Raw genomic sequence first — 16,242 nt, 5'->3', positions numbered from 1 at the left:
TCCGATGGAAGGGCCCTTCCCGCGGCATGCCTTCCCCTGGCGAACAGAGGCTTCCTTGTGCGCAGGCTAGAAGGTGTAGCGGGTGTGGCTGAACACCTGGCTGTCGTGCCCGAAGCTGTACGCCGTGCCGGGTGCCACCGCGAACAGCAGGTCGTCGCCCTTGCGGATGCTGTCGCCAAAGCCGTAGAAGGTCCCCTCAGACGAGGTGATGTGGTCCCCGTACTGCGCCTCGAACGCGGCGATGACCTCATCCTGCCGCGCCGGATCCGTCACCCGCTCCGCCATGCCCTCGATCACGATGTCGAGACCTTCGGAAAGCGAGTTGTGCCCTGTGGTGAGTGCGCAGTGGGCGTTGCCGGCCAGGTTCTTCGCCTTCTGCTCGTCCCGCCCGGTGCTGAAGTGCAGCGCCCCGTCGTGCCAGGCGGCGATCAGCGGCGTGACGTGCAGCCGGCCGTCCGCCCTGACCGTGGTGATCCAGAAGATCTCGGCGGCCCGCAGCCGGCGCTGGGCCTCGGCCCACTCGGTGGCGGTGACGTTCTCCGCGCCCGGGCGCGGGTTCAACGCCGAGCTGTAGCGAGCATCGAGCTCGGTCCTGGGCTCCTTCGCCGTCATGCGGAACTCCTTTCGCCTTCTTGTGACGAAGCCTACGCAACCCGGCGCCCAAGCCCGGCTTCTGACACAGATCGAGCTCTTCGCGAGTCCCGACGGATGCCTCACCCCGCACCATCCACTCCGGCTGTGTGAGTCAATGACCAGGAAGTGCGGCGCTGCCGACCGCTCGTGCCAAGGCCCTCCACCTCGACATCGCACACCACTGCTGGTCCACCGGCCGGTCACGTCCACGGAGGTGGTGCATGAATCAGCCTTCGCGTGATCCTGTTTCTGCGGGTTAGGCGGCAAGTGCCTGCGGGAGTGAGTTCGGGGCTGGTGTGTCAGTCGCGAGGAACCGGACGCGGGCCTTGGTAAGCACATCAGGCCCATGTAGCGGCGAGCCTCGGTCCATTCGTCGGTCTGCTCGACCAGCACCGCGCCGACCAGCCGGATGATCTCGGCCGAGAGCGGCTTTGTGAGCCCCTGGACGGGCCTGAGGGTAAGTCGGGCGCGGCCTGCCGTGCGCCCCTTGCATCGCACCCCTTGCCTTGAATGCCTGGCGGGTCCGGCTTTACCCATCGGGGCCAGGCCGCCCGGCAGCCGCCTACGCGAAGCGGGCATTCCATCCCTGGACACAGCCCACTGACATGCCGAACCCGTGCCGAAGAGCATGTGACGAGCATGATCTCGGCCATTCTCACCTCTCGGAGACGAGCCGAGAATCGAGAAAGCCCGGGTCAGATAGAGTATGGACTGGTAGGGTGCCCGGGGCTCGAACCCGGAACCTACGGATTAAAAGTCCCCAGCTCTGTTTACGCATGTCAGCGCGTGCCGCATTCTGTCCCGCGCGTTCAAAAGGTGTCAGCGCGACACGCATGCACGAAGCGACCGGTGGCGATCCGTCCATATATGTTGCGAGTCTTAAGCTATGCGCTGCTGCTGATTGCTCGAGCTGCTCGGTTCGGAGTCCGATGCCGATTTGACCAGGAGTTGGCCTCCCGTCCTGTCCTAACTCGGCCTTTCTGGCCGGTATTTAGATCAGTGACGTGATCTCAGCGAATTGCCAGTAGGTAGTCATGCTCGAAATGGGTGAGGACAAGTGCCGCGCGGGCGACGTCGCCGATTCTGCTGGGACTGACAGTGATGTGCTGGAGGGTCCGCCAGCGGCCTTTGAGCAGGGCGAACCCGCGTTCGCCGAGGCAGCGCAAGGCGCGTAGCAGCCGGTTGTAGGTGCGGTTGTCCGGGCTGAGGATCTGGTTGCCTTCGGGCTGCCTGATCGGCGTGTGGATGCCGATTCCGGCGCCGTCGTAGCCGCTGTCGGCGAGGGTGGGCAAATCACGTGCGGCTGCGGCGTACAGCGCGCCCAGCACCTGTGCGCGAGCGACGGTGAGGTCATGGACGGAGCCGGGCTCGACCTCGGCGATCCACAACGGCAGCCCGCCGGGTGCCAACAGTGCCTGGAGGTTGCCGGCGTGCTGGTGGGCCTTGCCGGAGTACCAGGCGTCGATGGGTTCGCCCTTGGCGCTGAGCCTCTGTTCGGCGCAGCGATCGATCGGGATCAGGGTGCCGTCCAGGATCACGTACGCCAGTCCTTCGGCTTGGGCACGGTCGAGGGCTTCGTGCAGATCCGGTGCTTGAGCTGCGAGCACTCCGATGCCTTCGTGGATGTAGCGGTAGGCGGTGGCCCGGGAGGTGCGATGGTCACGACCGAGCTTGGGAATGTCGTGCTCGCCGCGGAACCAGCGCAGCACTATGACCGCCTGCCGGAACGGGCTCAAGGCTCGGCTGCCTTGCGGGGTGCCACGCAGTCGGCGTTCTTCGTGCAAGAGCCGCGCGACGTACTGAACGAGTGCGCGGGAGACGTCGAGCGTGGCACGATGAGCAATCACGTGGAGCCTTTCGGCCGGCTGAGATTCTTGTGGTGAGAACTCTTCTACCGGGGGCTCCACGTCTGTTTCCGGCCTTCGGTGACTCCTCCCGAAAGGCCCGGAACGCCACAGACGGCGTCCAAGAAATCCCAATCGCCCGAACTATTTCGCTGAGATCACCTCAGTGACAGGGATGATTCGCTCGTTAGATCGGGGCGTCTGATGGTGACCGTACAGTCCAGCTACTTCGCCGACTCTTCATGCGCCTTCCGCACCAGCTGAGGCTGCCACCGTGCGATCGGCGAGGGACTCTCTGCGTGAGGCCGGCGTCCTCCGGCGAGGCATGCAATCCGATGCCATCCAGTCCTGGTCGCGACGTGCACCGGGGCATTGTGACCAGCGGATATCGCTTGACATGGGTGGTGAAGGTGGGCGTCGATACCGACCGCCCCGGGCCGGTCGGTGGCACCGCAGGTCCCCCGCTATAGGCCCCTAACGGGTCTGTACGGGCCGACCAGGGCCGCCCTCCGTGCCGGGGCGCGGCAATCCCCCTTCCGGGCCGCCGACGGCGACCCGCGCGGTGATGGACACGGTACGCCGAGCGCCGCCAGGAGCGTCCAGCATCCCTCGTACCCCACGGGGCGTGGGGACGGGGGAGCGCCGCGGGAAGCGCGACGTCAAGCGGTTGGCGACGCGAAGTCAGCGAACAAGGAAGGCGCAACGCGACGATGAACGGAACCACCTTCAAGACGTGTTCCTGCCGGGACGAGGCTACGGGGAAGAGGCTGGGCAAGGCGTGCTCGAAGCTGCGCCGCCCTGGCGGCGGGGAGCGGTGGAGCAGCACCCACGGTACGTGGGCCTTTCAGCTGGAGTTGCCCGCGCACGCCGACGGACAGCGACGCAATCCGCTTCGCCGCCGGGGCTTTGCGACGCTGGAGGAGGTGGAGGCCGAACTGGAGCAGGCTCGGGCGCTGCTGGCGTTGGATGAGGACCCGCACGTGCAGCGGGAGATCGCTGAGCTGATGCTGGCCACGCTCAAGGACACCAAGGCGTTGCCGCCGGTGGAGGAGGTGCGGCGCAAGGTCCGCACCCGCCAGGACCTCAACCCCACCGTCACAGTCGCCGAATGGATGGACGAGTTCCTGCGCCGCAAGCGGAAGATCGACCCGACCACGCGCCGCTCGTACGAGGCGCACATCCGCCTGTACTTCACCCCCTACCTCGGAGACATCCGGCTGGACCGGCTGCGGGTGTCGGATGTGGCAGGCATGTTCGATGCGATTGAGGAGTTCAACGACGTCATCACCACCGCCCGCGCCAGCGCCGATCCCGAGGAGCGGGCCAAGGTGCGGTATCGGCGGCCGGCCGGTCCGGCCACTATGCATCGCATCCGCGCCACCTTGCGGCATGCGCTGAACATCGCGATCAAGCAGGATCGGCTGATCGATTTCAACCCGGCTGCGGTGGTCGAACTCCCTGACGCCGAGCGGCCCAAGGCGTTGGTGTGGACCGATGAGCGGGTGGCCGCCTGGAACCGGGACCTGCAGGAGCGGCTCGATATCGAGCAGCGGCGGCGCGGGGCTCGGCTCAGCCGCGCTCAGATGGTCAACGTGTGCGCGTCCGTCTCCGGTGATGGTGTGGACGCCCTCGCACACGTTCGCCTTCCTCGCCCAGGCGGCGACCCGTCGGCTGTTCGCGCTGTATCGGTTGATCGCTCTGCGCGGGCTGCGCCGGGGCGAGGCGGTCGGGCTGAGGTGGAAGGACGTCGACCTGGCCGCCGGGACCGCAGGGGTGCACTGGCAGATCACCCAGCTGGGCTGGGAGCCGGTGCAGGGCAGGCCGAAGACCGAGGCCAGTGATCGCACCATCGCGTTGGACGCCGACACTGTCGCTGCGCTACGTGCGCACCGCAAGCGGCAGGCGGCTGAGCGGCTGGCGGCGGGGGAGGCGTGGACGGACAGCGGGTTCGTCTTCACCGACGAGGTCGGCCGGGCGTTGCATCCGCAGCAGGTCAGCGACCAGTTCTACCAGTTGGCCTTCCAAGCGGGGTTGCCGCCGGTGCGGCTGCATGATCTGCGGCATGGGGCCGCGTCGATCATGTTGGCCGCGGGGGTCGATCTGAAGGTCGTGCAGGAGACGCTCGGGCACGTGTCGTCCACCTTCACCCGAGACACGTACACCAGCGTCTACCCCGAGGTGGCCCGCGCCGCCGCCGAATCCACCGCCGCCCTCATCAACACCGCAGCCGCAGGTGCCCAGAGCGCCCGGCTGATCACCCTGCCGAACCACACCGGCGACGCCATTACCTGATCCACCGAACTCAGCAGGCCCGCCGATTCATCGGTGGGCCTGCGTGCTTGTTCTCCAGGGCCGGCGCACGGCCGGTTCAGCCGGTTGATTCCTTGCTTGCGCTGCAAGGGGGCTAAAGGATCGGCGCGAGTAGCAGCGGATCTTTTATCTGCTGGTTGGAAATGCCTGTCGAGCCCGACGGGGCGGCTTGGGCGAGACTTGACCGCACAACAAGTCATCGCTGACGGGCGGGGGCCGTGCAGGCCTTCTGGCTTGGTCTTCTGTTGGTCGTCACCGGGGTCTGAACTGACGATGGCGGTCTAAATGATCTACCGGCGTACACGGTCCGTACACAAGAGCAACCATGGAGCAACCAACCATGATCAATAGCAAGATCCGAGGGTAGCGAGAAGCGAGAAACCCCAGGTCGGATGCGGTTTTGATGAGTAGGGCGGGTGGGACTTGAACCCACGACCCACGGATTATGAGTCCGATGCTCTGACCGGCTGAGCTACCGCCCCTGGATTCAGTTGTGACATGCGGTGTGCGGCGGGTGGATCTTGGTGAGGCTCGCGCATGTCAAGGCTAGAGCATCGGATCCGGGTGTGCCGCACGGCCGGATGGGGACGGGGTCCCGCGGACATCATTCCATGCCGGGCAAGGTTGGTGGAGTCGTGTCGATCATATTCGGGTCTCGGTTGGGGGTTGTGTTTGCTGTGGGCGGAATGGGAGGGGTTGGGAGAGGAAGTACGGTGCCGATATGGCGATCAAGGTGGTGTACGAGACCCACTCCATCACTGTGGACAACGAGATCGGCGTCGCCACCGGGTGGCTGCCGGGGGAGTTGTCCGAGCGGGGGCGGGAGCTGGCCGCCGAGCTCGGGGTGCGGAGGCGGGGGGTGGACGTCGTCTACTGCTCGGATCTGCGCAGGGCGGTCGAGACGGTGGAGGTGGCGTTCGGGGGCGGGAAGGGCGGGAAGGGCGGGAAGGGCGGGAAGGGCGGGAAGGGCGGGAAGGGCGGGAAGGAGGTCCGGCTCGACGCGCGGCTCAGGGAGTGCGACTACGGCAGCTACAGCGGACGGCCGGTGAGCGAGGTGGCGGCCCTGCGCAGGCGGCACATCGACACGCCGTGGCCGGGCGGGCAGAGCTATCGGCAGGTCGTGGCAGCGACGGCCGCGTTCCTCGACGACCTGCGGGAGGAGTGGCAGGGGGCCACGGTGCTGGTGGTGTCCCATTCGGCCAATCGGTGGGCGTTGCAGCACCTGCTGGACGGCACTCCGCTTGAAGACCTGGTGGACGCGCCGTTCGAGTGGCGGCCCGGGTGGGAGTACGTGGTGGCGTAGCGCCTTGGGGTGTGTGGTGGCGTAGCGCCTCGGAGTGCGACATGGCATCGGGCCTTGGGTGCGAGGTGGCATTGCGCCTTGCCTGGAGGCGGGGGTCGGTTCAGGGTGAAGTTGGACGTGATGGTCGCGGCCCAGGCAGCCGGACATGGCTGATGCGCCGATCGCGTCCGCGATCAGCGCCGGCGGGTGGAGCTGGGTTGTCTCCCGCCGCTGGGGGTGCCGTCACGGTAACGGCGGGCCCACGGGGCGAGGAGTTATTACTTCACTCCTATCAGGGTGTTATGGCGCGGTGCCGTACGCCGGGTTGCGTGCGAGCCAATCGGAGTAGACCGGACTGCGGCGTACGGCCTCGGTGTGCGCCTGTTTGGCCTGGGCGACCACCCAGGTGGCGTCGGGGGCGGTGGGGTGGCGGCCGAGGAGCTGCCGCCAGCGCAGCGGCGCGCCGGAGAGCGGGACCATGGCCAGCCCCGGCAGGGCCTGGTGGGTCGCCTGGCAGAGCACCACGGCGCGGCCCACCTGGGCGAGGTGGGTGCAGGTCGGGACGTCCGTCTCGTAGATCGTTCCGGGGGTGAAGCCGGCTCGGGCGCACGCCATGGCGAAGCAGTCGGCGAAGCAGCCGTCGCCGGGGGTGACGGCCCATTGTTCGCCGGCAAGGTCGGCCAGCTCCACCTCCTTCTCCTTGGCGAGCGGATGGTCCTCGCCGACGAGGGCGAAGACCGGGTCGACGCTGATCGTCTCCCACAGGAGCGTTCCTGTGGGGGTGCCGGAGTCGCCGCAGGCGCCGGTCAGCACGTAGTCGAGGCGGCCGAGCTCGACCATGTTGATCAGCTCGTGCGTTGACCACGACGTGAACGTGGTGACCGTGCGCTCCGCGGCCAGCCGGTCGACCAGGCCGCCGAGTATCGGGCCGTTGGTGGCGCCGATGCGGAAGCCGGGGGAGGGGGTGTGGGCGAATCGTACTGCCTCGTCCTGCAATTCCTTGGCCGCGGGGAGCAGCACGCGCGCCCGGGCGAGCACCAGCTCGCCGAGTCGCGTGGGCCGCGCCCCGTGGCGGTCACGTTCGAACAGGGCGCCGCCGAGCACCCTCTCGATCCGTTTGAGCTGGGCGGTGAGGGCCGGCTGTGCCAGCCCGAGCAGGGACGCGGCCTTGCTCACACTTCCCGCGTCCGCTACCGCGCGGACGATCCTGAGGTGCCTGAGCTCGAGGTCCATACCGGGAAGGTAAGGCGACGAATCGCTCCCAAACAATGGCTATATGTCAGGAATTGTGACAGATATTGTCGGGGGTGTCTGGGGTAGGGGGAACCCATGACGACGATGGGAATAGATCCGGCCCAGCTCAGCGACGAGGATGTGGTACGCGAGCTGCGGCAACTCCATGCCACTCGTAGTGACACATTCTTCCATGGATCAGACGATGCTCTGGCACGTCACACTTCCCGTACCAATGAGCTAGAGGCGGAATACCTTCGCAGGTTCCCCGACCGCGAGGTCGATCCGGCCAGGCTGAGGGAGGGGGCGAGGCAACGTTGATGTCCGAGGGGCATGACGTCCAGGAGCTGTCGGACGTCGACATCCACGTCTACGAGGCGGTGGCCTCGCAGGCGATCGGGTCCGGCGGCGTGGCCGGCCTGGAGGCGGTGATCCGGGCGACCGGCCTGGAGGACGACGAGGTGCGCGACAGCCTGGCCGTCCTCGCGAACCAGGGATACGTCGTCCCGCGGGGCGACGGGTACGGCCTCGGTCCCCACACCTTCGAGGTCGAGTACTGAACGGGCGCGGACGGCCCCGCGCCGCCGCCGCCGCAGCGGTGCCGGCGCGGGGCCCGCAGGCCGGGCGTACGGCCTGTGGGCTGTAGGGCGGGTCGAGGGCGGTGCGGCTAGGGCTTGAGGGGGCGGAGGCGGGCCCACAGGACGAAGGCGGCGCCGAAGACGGCCATCGGCAGGCCCGTCCACAGGTTCACCGCGTCCCCCAGCAGGCCGGCCACGACGAGGATCACGCCGTACAGCAGGAACAGCCCGCCGATCACCATCCGGATGTCGCTCACAGGATCACTCCGTACAACAGGGCGGCCAGGATCACGGCGCCGGTGCCGAGCAGCACCGGCGAGCGGTACCAGCGTGTGTCGCCGGCGAGGGCGTCGTCCTCCAGGTCCGCGGCGTTCAGGCCGTACACCAGGCCGCGCAGCTCCCGCTCCGGCTTGGGCGTGGTGACCAGCGTGACGATCACCGACACCAGCACGTCCACGGCGAAGGCGATGCCCGCGCCCCAGAAGCTGGCGTTCAGCTCGGTGCCGAAGTCCACCACGCCGGCCTTGTAGGCGAAGTACGACGCGAAGGCGCTCAGCGTTCCCGCCAGCAGCCCCCAGAACCCGGCCCACGGCGTCATCCGCCGCCAGAACAGCCCGACGACGAACGTCGCGAACAGCGGCGCGTTGAAGAAGCTGAACAGCGCCTGCAGGTAGTTCATGATGTTGGAGTAGCCGGCCGCGATGAACGCCGTGCCCACGCCGAGCGCCACGCCGGCGACGGTGGCGACGCGTCCGACGTTCAGGTAGTAGCCGTCCGGGCGGTCGGGCCGTACGTGCGCCTGCCAGATGTCGTTGGTGAACACCGTGTTGAACCCGCTGATGTTGGCCGCCATGCCCGCCATGAACGAGGCCAGCAGCCCGGTCACCGCGACGCCGAGCACGCCGTTCGGCAGCAGGTCGCGCATGAGCAGCGGGATCGCGTCGTTGTAGTCCTGGCCCTTGCCCAGGTCGCCGAAGAGCACCAGCGCGATCATCCCCGGCAGCACCGTGACCAGCGGGATCAGCAGCTTGGGGAAGGCCGCGATGATCGGCGTCATCCGGGCCGCGTTGGTGTTCCTGGCCGACAGGGCGCGCTGCACCTCGGCGAAGTTCGTCGTCCAGTAGCCGAAGGAGAGCACGAACCCCAGCCCGAAGACGATCCCGATCCAGTGGGCCTGCATCGGGTTGGAGCCGGCGGTCCCGGCCCAGGTGTGCAGGCCGCCCTCGCCGAGCGCGCTCTGCCGTACCTTGTCGGACAGCCCGGCCACGCCGCCGACCTTGACCAGGCCGAGCACGGTCAGCGGGATCAGCCCGGCGAGGATCACGAAGAACTGCAGCACCTCGTTGTAGATGGCCGAGGACAGGCCGCCGAGCGTGATGTAGGAGAGCACGATCAGCGCCGAGACCACCACCGACACCGGCAGCGGCCAGCCCAGCAGGGCCTCCATGACCAGCGCGAGCGCGTACAGGTTCACCCCGGCGATGAGGATCTGCGCGACCGCGAACATGAGGGCGTTCAGCAGCTGGGTGGCGCCGTTGAAGCGCCTGCGCAGGAACTCCGGGACGCTGCGCACCTTCGAGCGGTAGTAGAAGGGCATCATCACGATGCCGAGGAACACCATCGCGGGGACGGCGCCGATCCAGTAGTAGTGCACGGTCATCGCGCCGTACTGGGCGCCGTTGGCCGCCATGCCGAGGATCTCGATCGCGCCCAGGTTGGCCGACACGAACGCCAGCCCGGTGATCCAGGCGGGCAGTCCGCGGCCCGCCAGGAAGAAGTCGAGGCTGGAGCTGATCCGGCGGCGGGCGGCGAACCCGATGGCGAGCACGGTGGCGAAGTAGACCGCGATGAGCAGGTAGTCGAGGAGGTTGACGTCTAATCGCACAACCGGCCCGCTACCCGGAAAACACCGCGATAGCCGCACTGCGGGTGGGGTGCGGGAGGTCGCCGTGGTGAGGTGCGTTGTGGTCGGCGTGCGGCGTGCGGCGGGCGCTGTGGTGGGGTGCGTTGTGGACCGTGTGCGGTGGTCGCCATAGTGTCGAGAGGTGGACGTCGCCACCTTGACCCCCGCGCAGGCGCGGGCCCGCTTCCGCGTCGGCGAACGGGTGCCCACCGCGGGCTGGTGCCGCGGCTGGACGCAGGCCAACCTGATCGCCGTGCCCGCCGCCCTGCGGTACGAGCTGCTGCTGTTCGCCCACCGCAACCCCCGGGCGTGCCCCGTGCTGGACGTGGGCGAGCCGGGCGCCTGGTCGACCACCCTGTTCCGCGGCGACCTGCGCACCGACCTGCCCGGCTACCGCCTCTACCGCGACGGCGAGCCCGTGGCCGACCTGGATGAGGTGACCGGGCAGTGGCGGGCCGACCTCGTGCCGTTCCTCATCGGCTGCAGCTTCACCTTCGAGGCGGCGCTGCTGGCCGCCGGCGTCCCGGTACGGCACCTGGAGCAGGGCAGGAACGTGCCGATGTACCGCACGAACGTGCCGTGCGAGTCCACCGCCTCGCTGTCGGGGCCGCTGGTCGTCTCGATGCGGCCGGTCCCGGAGGAGCTGGTGCGGCGGGCCGTCGAGGTGAGCGGCAGGTATCCGCGGGTGCACGGCGCGCCGGTGCACGTGGGCGACCCGGCCGCGATCGGCGTGCTCGACCTGGGGCGTCCCGACTTCGGTGACCCGGTGGAGCTGCGGCCGGGGGACGTGCCGCTGTTCTGGGCCTGCGGGGTGACGCCGCAGGCGGCGGTCATGGCGAGCGGCGTGGAGTACGCGATCGGTCATCTGCCCGGTCACATGGCCGTGCTGGACGTCCGGGACGACGACTATCGAGTGACTTGACCAGATATTTCGCGGTATAGGTGGATGCTTCGGTCAGTTCGGCCGGGGTGCCTTCGAAGATCACCTCGCCGCCGTGCCGGCCCGCCTCGGGGCCGAGGTCGATGACCCAGTCGGCGTGCTTGACCACGTCGAGGTCGTGCTCGACGACGATGACCGTGTCGCCGCCGTCCACCAGCCGGTCGAGCAGGGCCAGCAGCGTGTCCACGTCGGCCATGTGCAGCCCGGTCGTCGGCTCGTCGAAGACGTACACCTGACCGCGCTCGCGCATCCGGTGCGCCAGCTTGAGCCGCTGCCGCTCCCCGCCGGACAACGTGCTGAGCGGCTGCCCGAGGGTCAGGTAGCCGAGCCCCAGCGCGCCGAGCCCGCCGATGCCCGGCAGGTCGAACAGGCCCGCGGCCTCCTCGGCCGTCATCGCCAGCACGTCCGCGATCGTGCGGCCCGCCACCGTGTACGACAGCGCCTCCGGGCTGTACCGGCTGCCGCCGCACGCGTCGCACACCCGGGTCACCGGGTCCATGAACGCCAGGTCCGTCTTGATCTCGCCGCGCCCCTTGCACACCGGGCACGCGCCGGCCGAGTTGAAGCTGAACAGCCCCGGCCGCACCCCGTTGGCGTCGGCGAACAGCTTGCGCAGCGGGTCCATGGCGTCGAGGTACGTCGCCGGGGTCGAGCGCGGCGAGCCGCCGATGGCCGACTGGTCGATGAGCACCACGTGCGGATGCCGGGCGACCAGCTCCTGGCGCATCAGCGTGCTCTTGCCCGACCCGGCCACCCCGGTGACCGCGGTGAGCACGCCGAGCGGCACGCGTACGGTGACGTCCTTGAGGTTGTGGGCGTTCGCGCCCTCGACGGTCAGCCAGCCGGCCGGGGCGCGCACGGCGTCCTTGAGCCCGGTGACCCGCCGCAGCATGCGGCCGGTCAGCGTGCCGCCGGACGTCAGCGCCGCCACCGTGCCCTCGAACACGACCTGGCCGCCCCGCGTGCCCGCGCCCGGCCCCATGTCCACCACGTGGTCGGCCAGCTCGATCAGGTCGCGGTCGTGCTCGACGACCAGCACCGTGTTGCCCTTGTCGCGCAGTTCGACCAGCAGGTCGCCGAGCCGGTGGACGTCACGCGGGTGCAGCCCCACGCTGGGCTCGTCGAAGATGTACGTCATGCCGGTGAGGCTGCTGCCCAGGTTCCGCACGGTCTTGAGCCGCTGCGCCTCGCCGCCCGACAACGTCGGCGTCCCGCGGTCGAGGCTGAGGTAGCCGAGGCCGATGGCGTCGATCCGGCGCAACGACTCCACCGCCGCCTCCGCCACCGGGTCGCCCAGGCTCTCCAGCGCGCCGATGAGGTCGGTCACCTCCATCGCGCAGTGGTCGGCGATGGACAACCCATCGATGCGCGAGGCCAGCGCGGCCGCGTTGAGCCGCCGGCCGCCGCACTCCGGGCACGTGGCCTGCCGCACGTACGGCGCCGCCGCCTTGTCGAGCTGGTCGAGGTCGCGCTTGAGGTGGATCCGCTCGAACCGGGTGACCAGCCCCTCGTAGGTGTTGGTGTACTCGCCGCGGCTGACCTTGAAGCCGCCGCCGTACAGCAGCAGGTCGCGCTCCTGCGGCGTGAAGCCGCGCAACGGCTTGTCCGGGTCGAACAGCCCCGACCTGGCGTAGAGCTGCCACACGTACGACCCGGGCGGGGCCATGCGGATCGCACCCTCGTTCAGGGAGAGGTCCTCGTCGAGCAGCTTGCCGACGTCGGCCTCCACCTTCTTCCCCAGACCGTCGCAGACCGGGCACATGCCCTGCGGGTCGTTGAACGAGTACGCCGTCGCGGGCCCCGCCGACGGCTCGCCGCGCCGCGAGAACAGCACCCGCAGGATCGCGTGCACCTCGGTCATGGTGCCCACGGTCGAGCGGGCGCCGCCGCCGACCGGCTTCTGGTCCACGATCACGGCGGCGGTCAGGCCGGACATGCGCTCGGCGCGCGGGCGCTCGTGCTTGGGCAGCCGGTTCCTGACGAACGCGCTGAAGGTCTCGTTGAGCTGCCGCTGCGACTCCGTGGCGATGGTGCCGAACACGATCGAGGACTTGCCCGACCCCGACACGCCGGTGAACACCGTCAGCCGCTCCTTGGGCAGCCGCAGCGAGACGTCCTTGAGATTGTTCTGCCGCAGGCCGATCAGCTCGATGTCGCGCGACACGTGCCACACCCCCAATAGCTTTGGCTACTACCTATAGCCTAAGCTAATTCATGTGGCTGACATTCCCGACCGGCGAGCACGACGGCGAGCCGAGACGCAGGCCGAGATCCTCGGCATCGCCCTCGACGTGATGGCGGAGGAGGGCGTCGCCGGGCTGAGCCTGGCGACCGTGGCCAGGCGGCTCGGCATCCAGCCGCCGTCGCTGTACAAGTACTTCCCGTCCCGGCACGCGGTCTACGACGCCCTGTTCAGGCGCGGGCAGGAGGGCTACCTGGCGGCCGTGCGGCGGGGGGCCGAGCCGCACGAGCCGGGGCTGGCGGCCATGGGGTCGTCCCTGGAGGCCGGAGCGCGGTGGATCATGGAGAACCAGGTGCTGGCCCAGTTGATGTTCTGGCGGCCGGTGCCGGGGTTCGCGCCCTCGCCCGAGGCGTACGCGCCCGCGCTGGCCGTCCACGAGCACTTCGCCGAGCTGATCAGGGCCGCCGTCGGGCGCGGTGAGCTGCATCCCGACGCCGCGGGCGAGGAGGGGCTGGCCCTGGCCGCGAGCCTGATCGCCGGGCCCGTGTCCCAGCAGCTCAGCAACGAGCCGGGCGCCTCCTACGAGGAGGGGCGGTTCACCCGGCTCGTCCCCCGGCTGCCGGCCGTGTTCGCGGCGGTGTACCCGCCGCCGTGAGCTGGTCGCGGCGGTGTACCCGCCGCCGTGAGCTGGTCGCCGACCGGCGGCGCGCCCCGCCGGTTGTCGATCTCCAGGTGCGGCACGACGGGCGGCTCGTCCACCCGGATGTTCCTCAGGTAGTCGGCGAAGGCCGCCAGCTTGCCCGCGTCCCTGGCCAGGCCGCGCGCCTCCAGCCGGGCGCGCAGCGTCGGCCCGTCCGAACGCACCCACAACAGGCGCACGGGCGGGCCGCCCAGCTCCGCCACCCACCGCGCCCAGCGCACCGCGTCGTGCACCTGCGCGGTGAACGGGCCGTCGAGCAGCACCGGGCAGCCGTGGCCGCGGATCTGCGCGGCGATCCTGGTCAGGCCGGTGTACTCGTGGTGCTTGACGTGCCGGTCGTACCAGGGGCCCTCGCGCTCGCCCTGGTCGCGGCCGTGGGCCCGCAGGACCTCCGCGACGAGGTCGCCGTAGACGGTGTCCTTGTCGAGCAGGGCGGGCACCGGCGACAGGCGGGCCAGCAGCTCGGCCGCCACCGTGGACTTGCCCGCCCCCGGCGGCCCGCTGATCACCCACACGGTCGTCATGCGCCCAACCTACGCGGATCTGCGTACGCGGGTGCCTCGCCTGGGCGGACGACGTCCGGCCCGCCCGCGGACAGACTTCCTGCTCATGCTGACCGTCTTCGCCAGAGCGTTCCGGGTGCCGGAGCTGCGCAGGAAACTGCTGTTCACCTTGGGGCTGATCGTGCTGTTCCGCCTCGGCCAGATCATGCCCGCGCCCGGCGTGGACGTCGTGGCCGTGCGGCAGTGCGTGGGCTCGGCGAGCGGCGGCGTCTTCGACATGATGCAGATGCTCAGCGGCGGCGCGATGCTCCAGCTGTCGGTGTTCGCGCTGGGCGTCATGCCCTACATCACGGCCAGCATCATCCTGCAGCTGTCCGCCGTCGTGGTGCCGCGGCTCGACACGCTCAGGAAGGAGGGGTCCAACGGGCAGGCGCGGATCACCCAGTACACCCGTTACCTGACCGTCGGCCTCGCCGTCCTGAACGCCACGACCGTCGTCACCCTGGCCCGCTCGGGGAACCTGCTGCCCGGTTGCGCCCGTCCGCTGCTGCGCGACCAGGGGCTGCTCGCGGTGTCGGTGATCGTGGCGACGATGGTCGCGGGCACCTGCGTGGTCATGTGGATGGGCGAGCTGATCACCGACCGGGGGATCGGCAACGGCATGTCGATCCTGATGTTCACGCAGGTCGTGGCGGTGTTCCCGGGGTACATGGCGAAGATCTTCGTGCTCACGCCGTTCGGGTTCGCGGTGATGCTGGCGGCCGGGTTGTGCCTGGTGGCGGCGGTGGTGTTCGTCGAGCAGGCCCAGCGGCGGGTGCCCGTCCAGTACGCCAAGCGCATGGTGGGGCGGCGCATGTACGGGGGGAGCAGCACGTACATCCCGCTCAAGGTCAACCAGGCGGGGATCGTACCGGTGATCTTCACCTCGTCGCTGCTCTACGTGCCGACGCTGGCCGCGCCGCTGCTCGGCGCGGAGGCGGGCGCCTGGGTCTCGCGCAACCTGACCGCCGGGACCCATCCGCTCTACATGAGCGTGTACGTGCTGCTGATCGTCTCCTTCGCCTACTTCTACGTCGCGATCACCTTCAATCCCGTCGAGGTGGCCGACAACATGCGGCGGTTCGGGGGGTTCGTGCCGGGGATCCGGCCGGGCGCGCCGACGGCCCGCTACCTGGCGTACGTGTTGTCGCGGCTGACCGCGCCCGGAGCCGTCTACCTCGGCGTGCTGGCGCTGCTGCCGCTGGTGGCGTTCGCGATCCTGCGCGACCCCGGCACGCAGCAGAACTTCCCGTTCGGCGGGACCAGCGTGCTCATCATGGTCGGCGTCGGGCTGGACACGGTCAAGCAGATCGAGGCCCAGCTCCAGCAGCGCAACTACGAGGGCTTCCTGCGGTAGGCCGCGTGCCCGGCGGGGGGGTACCGTCGGTGGGCCGCGTGCCCGGCTCAGACCGGCGGCGCGAGCCCGGCCCGCATGGCGAACACCACGAGCTGGGCCCGGTCGCGGGCGCGCAGCTTGACCATGGCCCGGCTGACGTGCGTGCGCACGGTGTCGGGGCTGATCACCAGCTCCCTGGCGATCTCGTCGTTGGACCGGCCCGTCGCCACCCACGCCACCAGCTCGCGCTCGCGCGGGGTGAGCGTGCCCAGACCCTCGACGGGCTCGGCGCCGCCGCGGCCGAACAGGCCGATGACCTTCCTGGTGATGGACGGCGACAGCAGCGCCTCGCCCGCCGCCACCACGCGCACGGCGTTGACCAGCTCGTCGGGCGCGCTGTCCTTGAGCACGAAGCCGCTCGCCCCGGCCTGGAGGGCGGCGAAGACGTACTCGTCGACGGCGAACGTGGTCACCACGACGATCCGGGTGCCGGCCAGCGTGGGATCGGCGGCCACGGCCCGCAACGCGGACAGGCCGTCGGTGCCGGGCATGCGGATGTCGAGCAGCAGCACGTCGGGACGGGTGCGGCGGATCAGGTCGAGCGCCGCCGCGCCGTCGGCCGCCTCGCCCACGCACTCCATGCCGGGCTCCCGCTCCAGCAGCGCCCGCAGCCCCATCCGCACGACGGCCTGATCGTCGGCGACCGCCACCCTGATCACGCGGCCCCCGGCGCCCGTACCGGGCAGGGCTGTGCCGGGG

Annotated in this window: 15 protein-coding genes, 1 tRNA gene and 1 pseudogene; 8 read left to right on the top strand and 9 right to left on the bottom strand. The window is 69.6% G+C overall.

Going from position 1 to position 16,242, the window contains the following annotated elements; genetic code table 11:
* Nucleotides 1-66: 66 nt before the first annotated feature.
* Together ACIBK9_RS31210 and ACIBK9_RS31205 are read right to left on the bottom strand one after the other, a co-directional pair.
* On the bottom strand, nucleotides 67-612 hold the full coding sequence (locus ACIBK9_RS31210; RefSeq protein ID WP_397162351.1) for a pyridoxamine 5'-phosphate oxidase family protein: 546 nt from the start codon (nucleotides 610-612) through the stop codon (nucleotides 67-69).
* Between the two features lie 1,031 nt (nucleotides 613-1,643).
* Nucleotides 1,644-2,480 (bottom strand): transposase family protein, encoded by an 837-nt coding sequence (locus tag ACIBK9_RS31205; RefSeq protein WP_397162350.1) that lies wholly within the window; start codon nucleotides 2,478-2,480, stop codon nucleotides 1,644-1,646.
* Nucleotides 2,481-3,187: 707 nt separating this feature from the next.
* Here ACIBK9_RS31205 and ACIBK9_RS31200 point away from each other — a divergent pair.
* Both ACIBK9_RS31200 and ACIBK9_RS31195 read left to right on the top strand, forming a co-directional pair.
* A pseudogene (locus ACIBK9_RS31200) lies at nucleotides 3,188-3,661 on the top strand (site-specific integrase); the annotation flags it as partial.
* A 310-nt stretch (nucleotides 3,662-3,971) separates the two neighbouring features.
* The gene (locus ACIBK9_RS31195; RefSeq protein WP_397162333.1) at nucleotides 3,972-4,769 is read left to right on the top strand and encodes a site-specific integrase; all 798 of its coding nucleotides are present in this window, start codon (nucleotides 3,972-3,974) and stop codon (nucleotides 4,767-4,769) included.
* A 426-nt stretch (nucleotides 4,770-5,195) separates the two neighbouring features.
* Here ACIBK9_RS31195 and ACIBK9_RS31190 read toward each other — a convergent pair.
* A tRNA-Ile gene (locus ACIBK9_RS31190) sits at nucleotides 5,196-5,269 on the bottom strand.
* Nucleotides 5,270-5,508: 239 nt separating this feature from the next.
* On the opposite strand from ACIBK9_RS31190, the gene ACIBK9_RS31185 reads away from it, so the two are divergent.
* The gene (locus ACIBK9_RS31185) at nucleotides 5,509-6,090 is read left to right on the top strand and encodes a histidine phosphatase family protein (RefSeq protein ID WP_397162332.1); all 582 of its coding nucleotides are present in this window, start codon (nucleotides 5,509-5,511) and stop codon (nucleotides 6,088-6,090) included.
* A gap of 279 nt (nucleotides 6,091-6,369) precedes the next feature.
* Here the strand turns inward: ACIBK9_RS31185 and ACIBK9_RS31180 are convergent, their stop codons facing one another.
* Nucleotides 6,370-7,302: a LysR family transcriptional regulator gene (locus ACIBK9_RS31180; protein ID WP_352327067.1), complete on the bottom strand. Its 933-nt coding sequence runs from the start codon at nucleotides 7,300-7,302 to the stop codon at nucleotides 6,370-6,372.
* Between the two features lie 96 nt (nucleotides 7,303-7,398).
* Here ACIBK9_RS31180 and ACIBK9_RS31175 point away from each other — a divergent pair, with 96 nt between their 5' ends.
* The gene (locus tag ACIBK9_RS31175; protein WP_125631040.1) at nucleotides 7,399-7,623 is read left to right on the top strand and encodes a DUF6158 family protein; all 225 of its coding nucleotides are present in this window, start codon (nucleotides 7,399-7,401) and stop codon (nucleotides 7,621-7,623) included.
* Nucleotides 7,623-7,862: a hypothetical protein gene (locus tag ACIBK9_RS31170; RefSeq protein WP_358302494.1), complete on the top strand. Its 240-nt coding sequence runs from the start codon at nucleotides 7,623-7,625 to the stop codon at nucleotides 7,860-7,862. The genes ACIBK9_RS31175 and ACIBK9_RS31170 overlap by 1 nt, the downstream gene beginning before the upstream one ends.
* 107 nt (nucleotides 7,863-7,969) lie before the next feature.
* Here ACIBK9_RS31170 and ACIBK9_RS31165 read toward each other — a convergent pair whose 3' ends face one another.
* Complete coding sequence (locus tag ACIBK9_RS31165) at nucleotides 7,970-8,137, bottom strand: hypothetical protein (protein ID WP_352353608.1); 168 nt, start codon at nucleotides 8,135-8,137, stop codon at nucleotides 7,970-7,972.
* Nucleotides 8,134-9,765: a sodium:solute symporter family protein gene (locus ACIBK9_RS31160; RefSeq protein ID WP_397162331.1), complete on the bottom strand. Its 1,632-nt coding sequence runs from the start codon at nucleotides 9,763-9,765 to the stop codon at nucleotides 8,134-8,136. Before ACIBK9_RS31160 ends, ACIBK9_RS31165 begins: the two co-directional genes overlap by 4 nt.
* A gap of 160 nt (nucleotides 9,766-9,925) precedes the next feature.
* On the opposite strand from ACIBK9_RS31160, the gene ACIBK9_RS31155 reads away from it, so the two are divergent.
* Nucleotides 9,926-10,705: a putative hydro-lyase gene (locus ACIBK9_RS31155; protein WP_358302488.1), complete on the top strand. Its 780-nt coding sequence runs from the start codon at nucleotides 9,926-9,928 to the stop codon at nucleotides 10,703-10,705.
* Here ACIBK9_RS31155 and ACIBK9_RS31150 read toward each other — a convergent pair.
* Nucleotides 10,614-12,887 (bottom strand): excinuclease ABC subunit UvrA, encoded by a 2,274-nt coding sequence (locus ACIBK9_RS31150; RefSeq protein WP_397162330.1) that lies wholly within the window; start codon nucleotides 12,885-12,887, stop codon nucleotides 10,614-10,616. The genes ACIBK9_RS31155 and ACIBK9_RS31150 overlap by 92 nt on opposite strands.
* Before the next feature lie 52 nt (nucleotides 12,888-12,939).
* Between ACIBK9_RS31150 and ACIBK9_RS31145 the strand changes: the two genes are divergently transcribed.
* Nucleotides 12,940-13,560: a TetR/AcrR family transcriptional regulator gene (locus ACIBK9_RS31145; protein WP_358302482.1), complete on the top strand. Its 621-nt coding sequence runs from the start codon at nucleotides 12,940-12,942 to the stop codon at nucleotides 13,558-13,560.
* Here ACIBK9_RS31145 and ACIBK9_RS31140 read toward each other — a convergent pair.
* Nucleotides 13,485-14,129 (bottom strand): AAA family ATPase, encoded by a 645-nt coding sequence (locus tag ACIBK9_RS31140; RefSeq protein WP_397162329.1) that lies wholly within the window; start codon nucleotides 14,127-14,129, stop codon nucleotides 13,485-13,487. The genes ACIBK9_RS31145 and ACIBK9_RS31140 overlap by 76 nt on opposite strands.
* Nucleotides 14,130-14,214: 85 nt before the next feature.
* On the opposite strand from ACIBK9_RS31140, the gene secY reads away from it, so the two are divergent.
* Nucleotides 14,215-15,504, top strand: a complete 1,290-nt coding sequence (gene secY / locus ACIBK9_RS31135; RefSeq protein WP_352353596.1) for a preprotein translocase subunit SecY — start codon at nucleotides 14,215-14,217, stop codon at nucleotides 15,502-15,504.
* 47 nt (nucleotides 15,505-15,551) lie between these two features.
* Here secY and ACIBK9_RS31130 read toward each other — a convergent pair whose 3' ends face one another.
* The gene (locus ACIBK9_RS31130) at nucleotides 15,552-16,202 is read right to left on the bottom strand and encodes a response regulator transcription factor (protein ID WP_352353595.1); all 651 of its coding nucleotides are present in this window, start codon (nucleotides 16,200-16,202) and stop codon (nucleotides 15,552-15,554) included.
* Nucleotides 16,203-16,242: the final 40 nt, after the last annotated feature.

The sequence above is a fragment of the Nonomuraea sp. NPDC050227 genome (assembly GCF_044459705.1).
Taxonomy (GTDB): Bacteria; Actinomycetota; Actinomycetes; order Streptosporangiales; family Streptosporangiaceae; genus Nonomuraea.
This window is presented reverse-complemented; position numbering and strand designations above follow the sequence as displayed.

Coding starts and splice junctions, on each gene's coding strand:
- ACIBK9_RS31210 (WP_397162351.1), bottom strand. CDS start 612: ATGACGGCGAAGGAGCCCAGGACCGAGCTCGATGCTCGCTACAGCTCG.
- ACIBK9_RS31195 (WP_397162333.1), top strand. CDS start 3,972: ATGAGCGGGTGGCCGCCTGGAACCGGGACCTGCAGGAGCGGCTCGATA.
- ACIBK9_RS31185 (WP_397162332.1), top strand. CDS start 5,509: ATGGCGATCAAGGTGGTGTACGAGACCCACTCCATCACTGTGGACAAC.
- ACIBK9_RS31180 (WP_352327067.1), bottom strand. CDS start 7,302: ATGGACCTCGAGCTCAGGCACCTCAGGATCGTCCGCGCGGTAGCGGAC.
- ACIBK9_RS31175 (WP_125631040.1), top strand. CDS start 7,399: ATGACGACGATGGGAATAGATCCGGCCCAGCTCAGCGACGAGGATGTG.
- ACIBK9_RS31170 (WP_358302494.1), top strand. CDS start 7,623: ATGTCCGAGGGGCATGACGTCCAGGAGCTGTCGGACGTCGACATCCAC.
- ACIBK9_RS31140 (WP_397162329.1), bottom strand. CDS start 14,129: ATGACGACCGTGTGGGTGATCAGCGGGCCGCCGGGGGCGGGCAAGTCC.
- secY (WP_352353596.1), top strand. CDS start 14,215: ATGCTGACCGTCTTCGCCAGAGCGTTCCGGGTGCCGGAGCTGCGCAGG.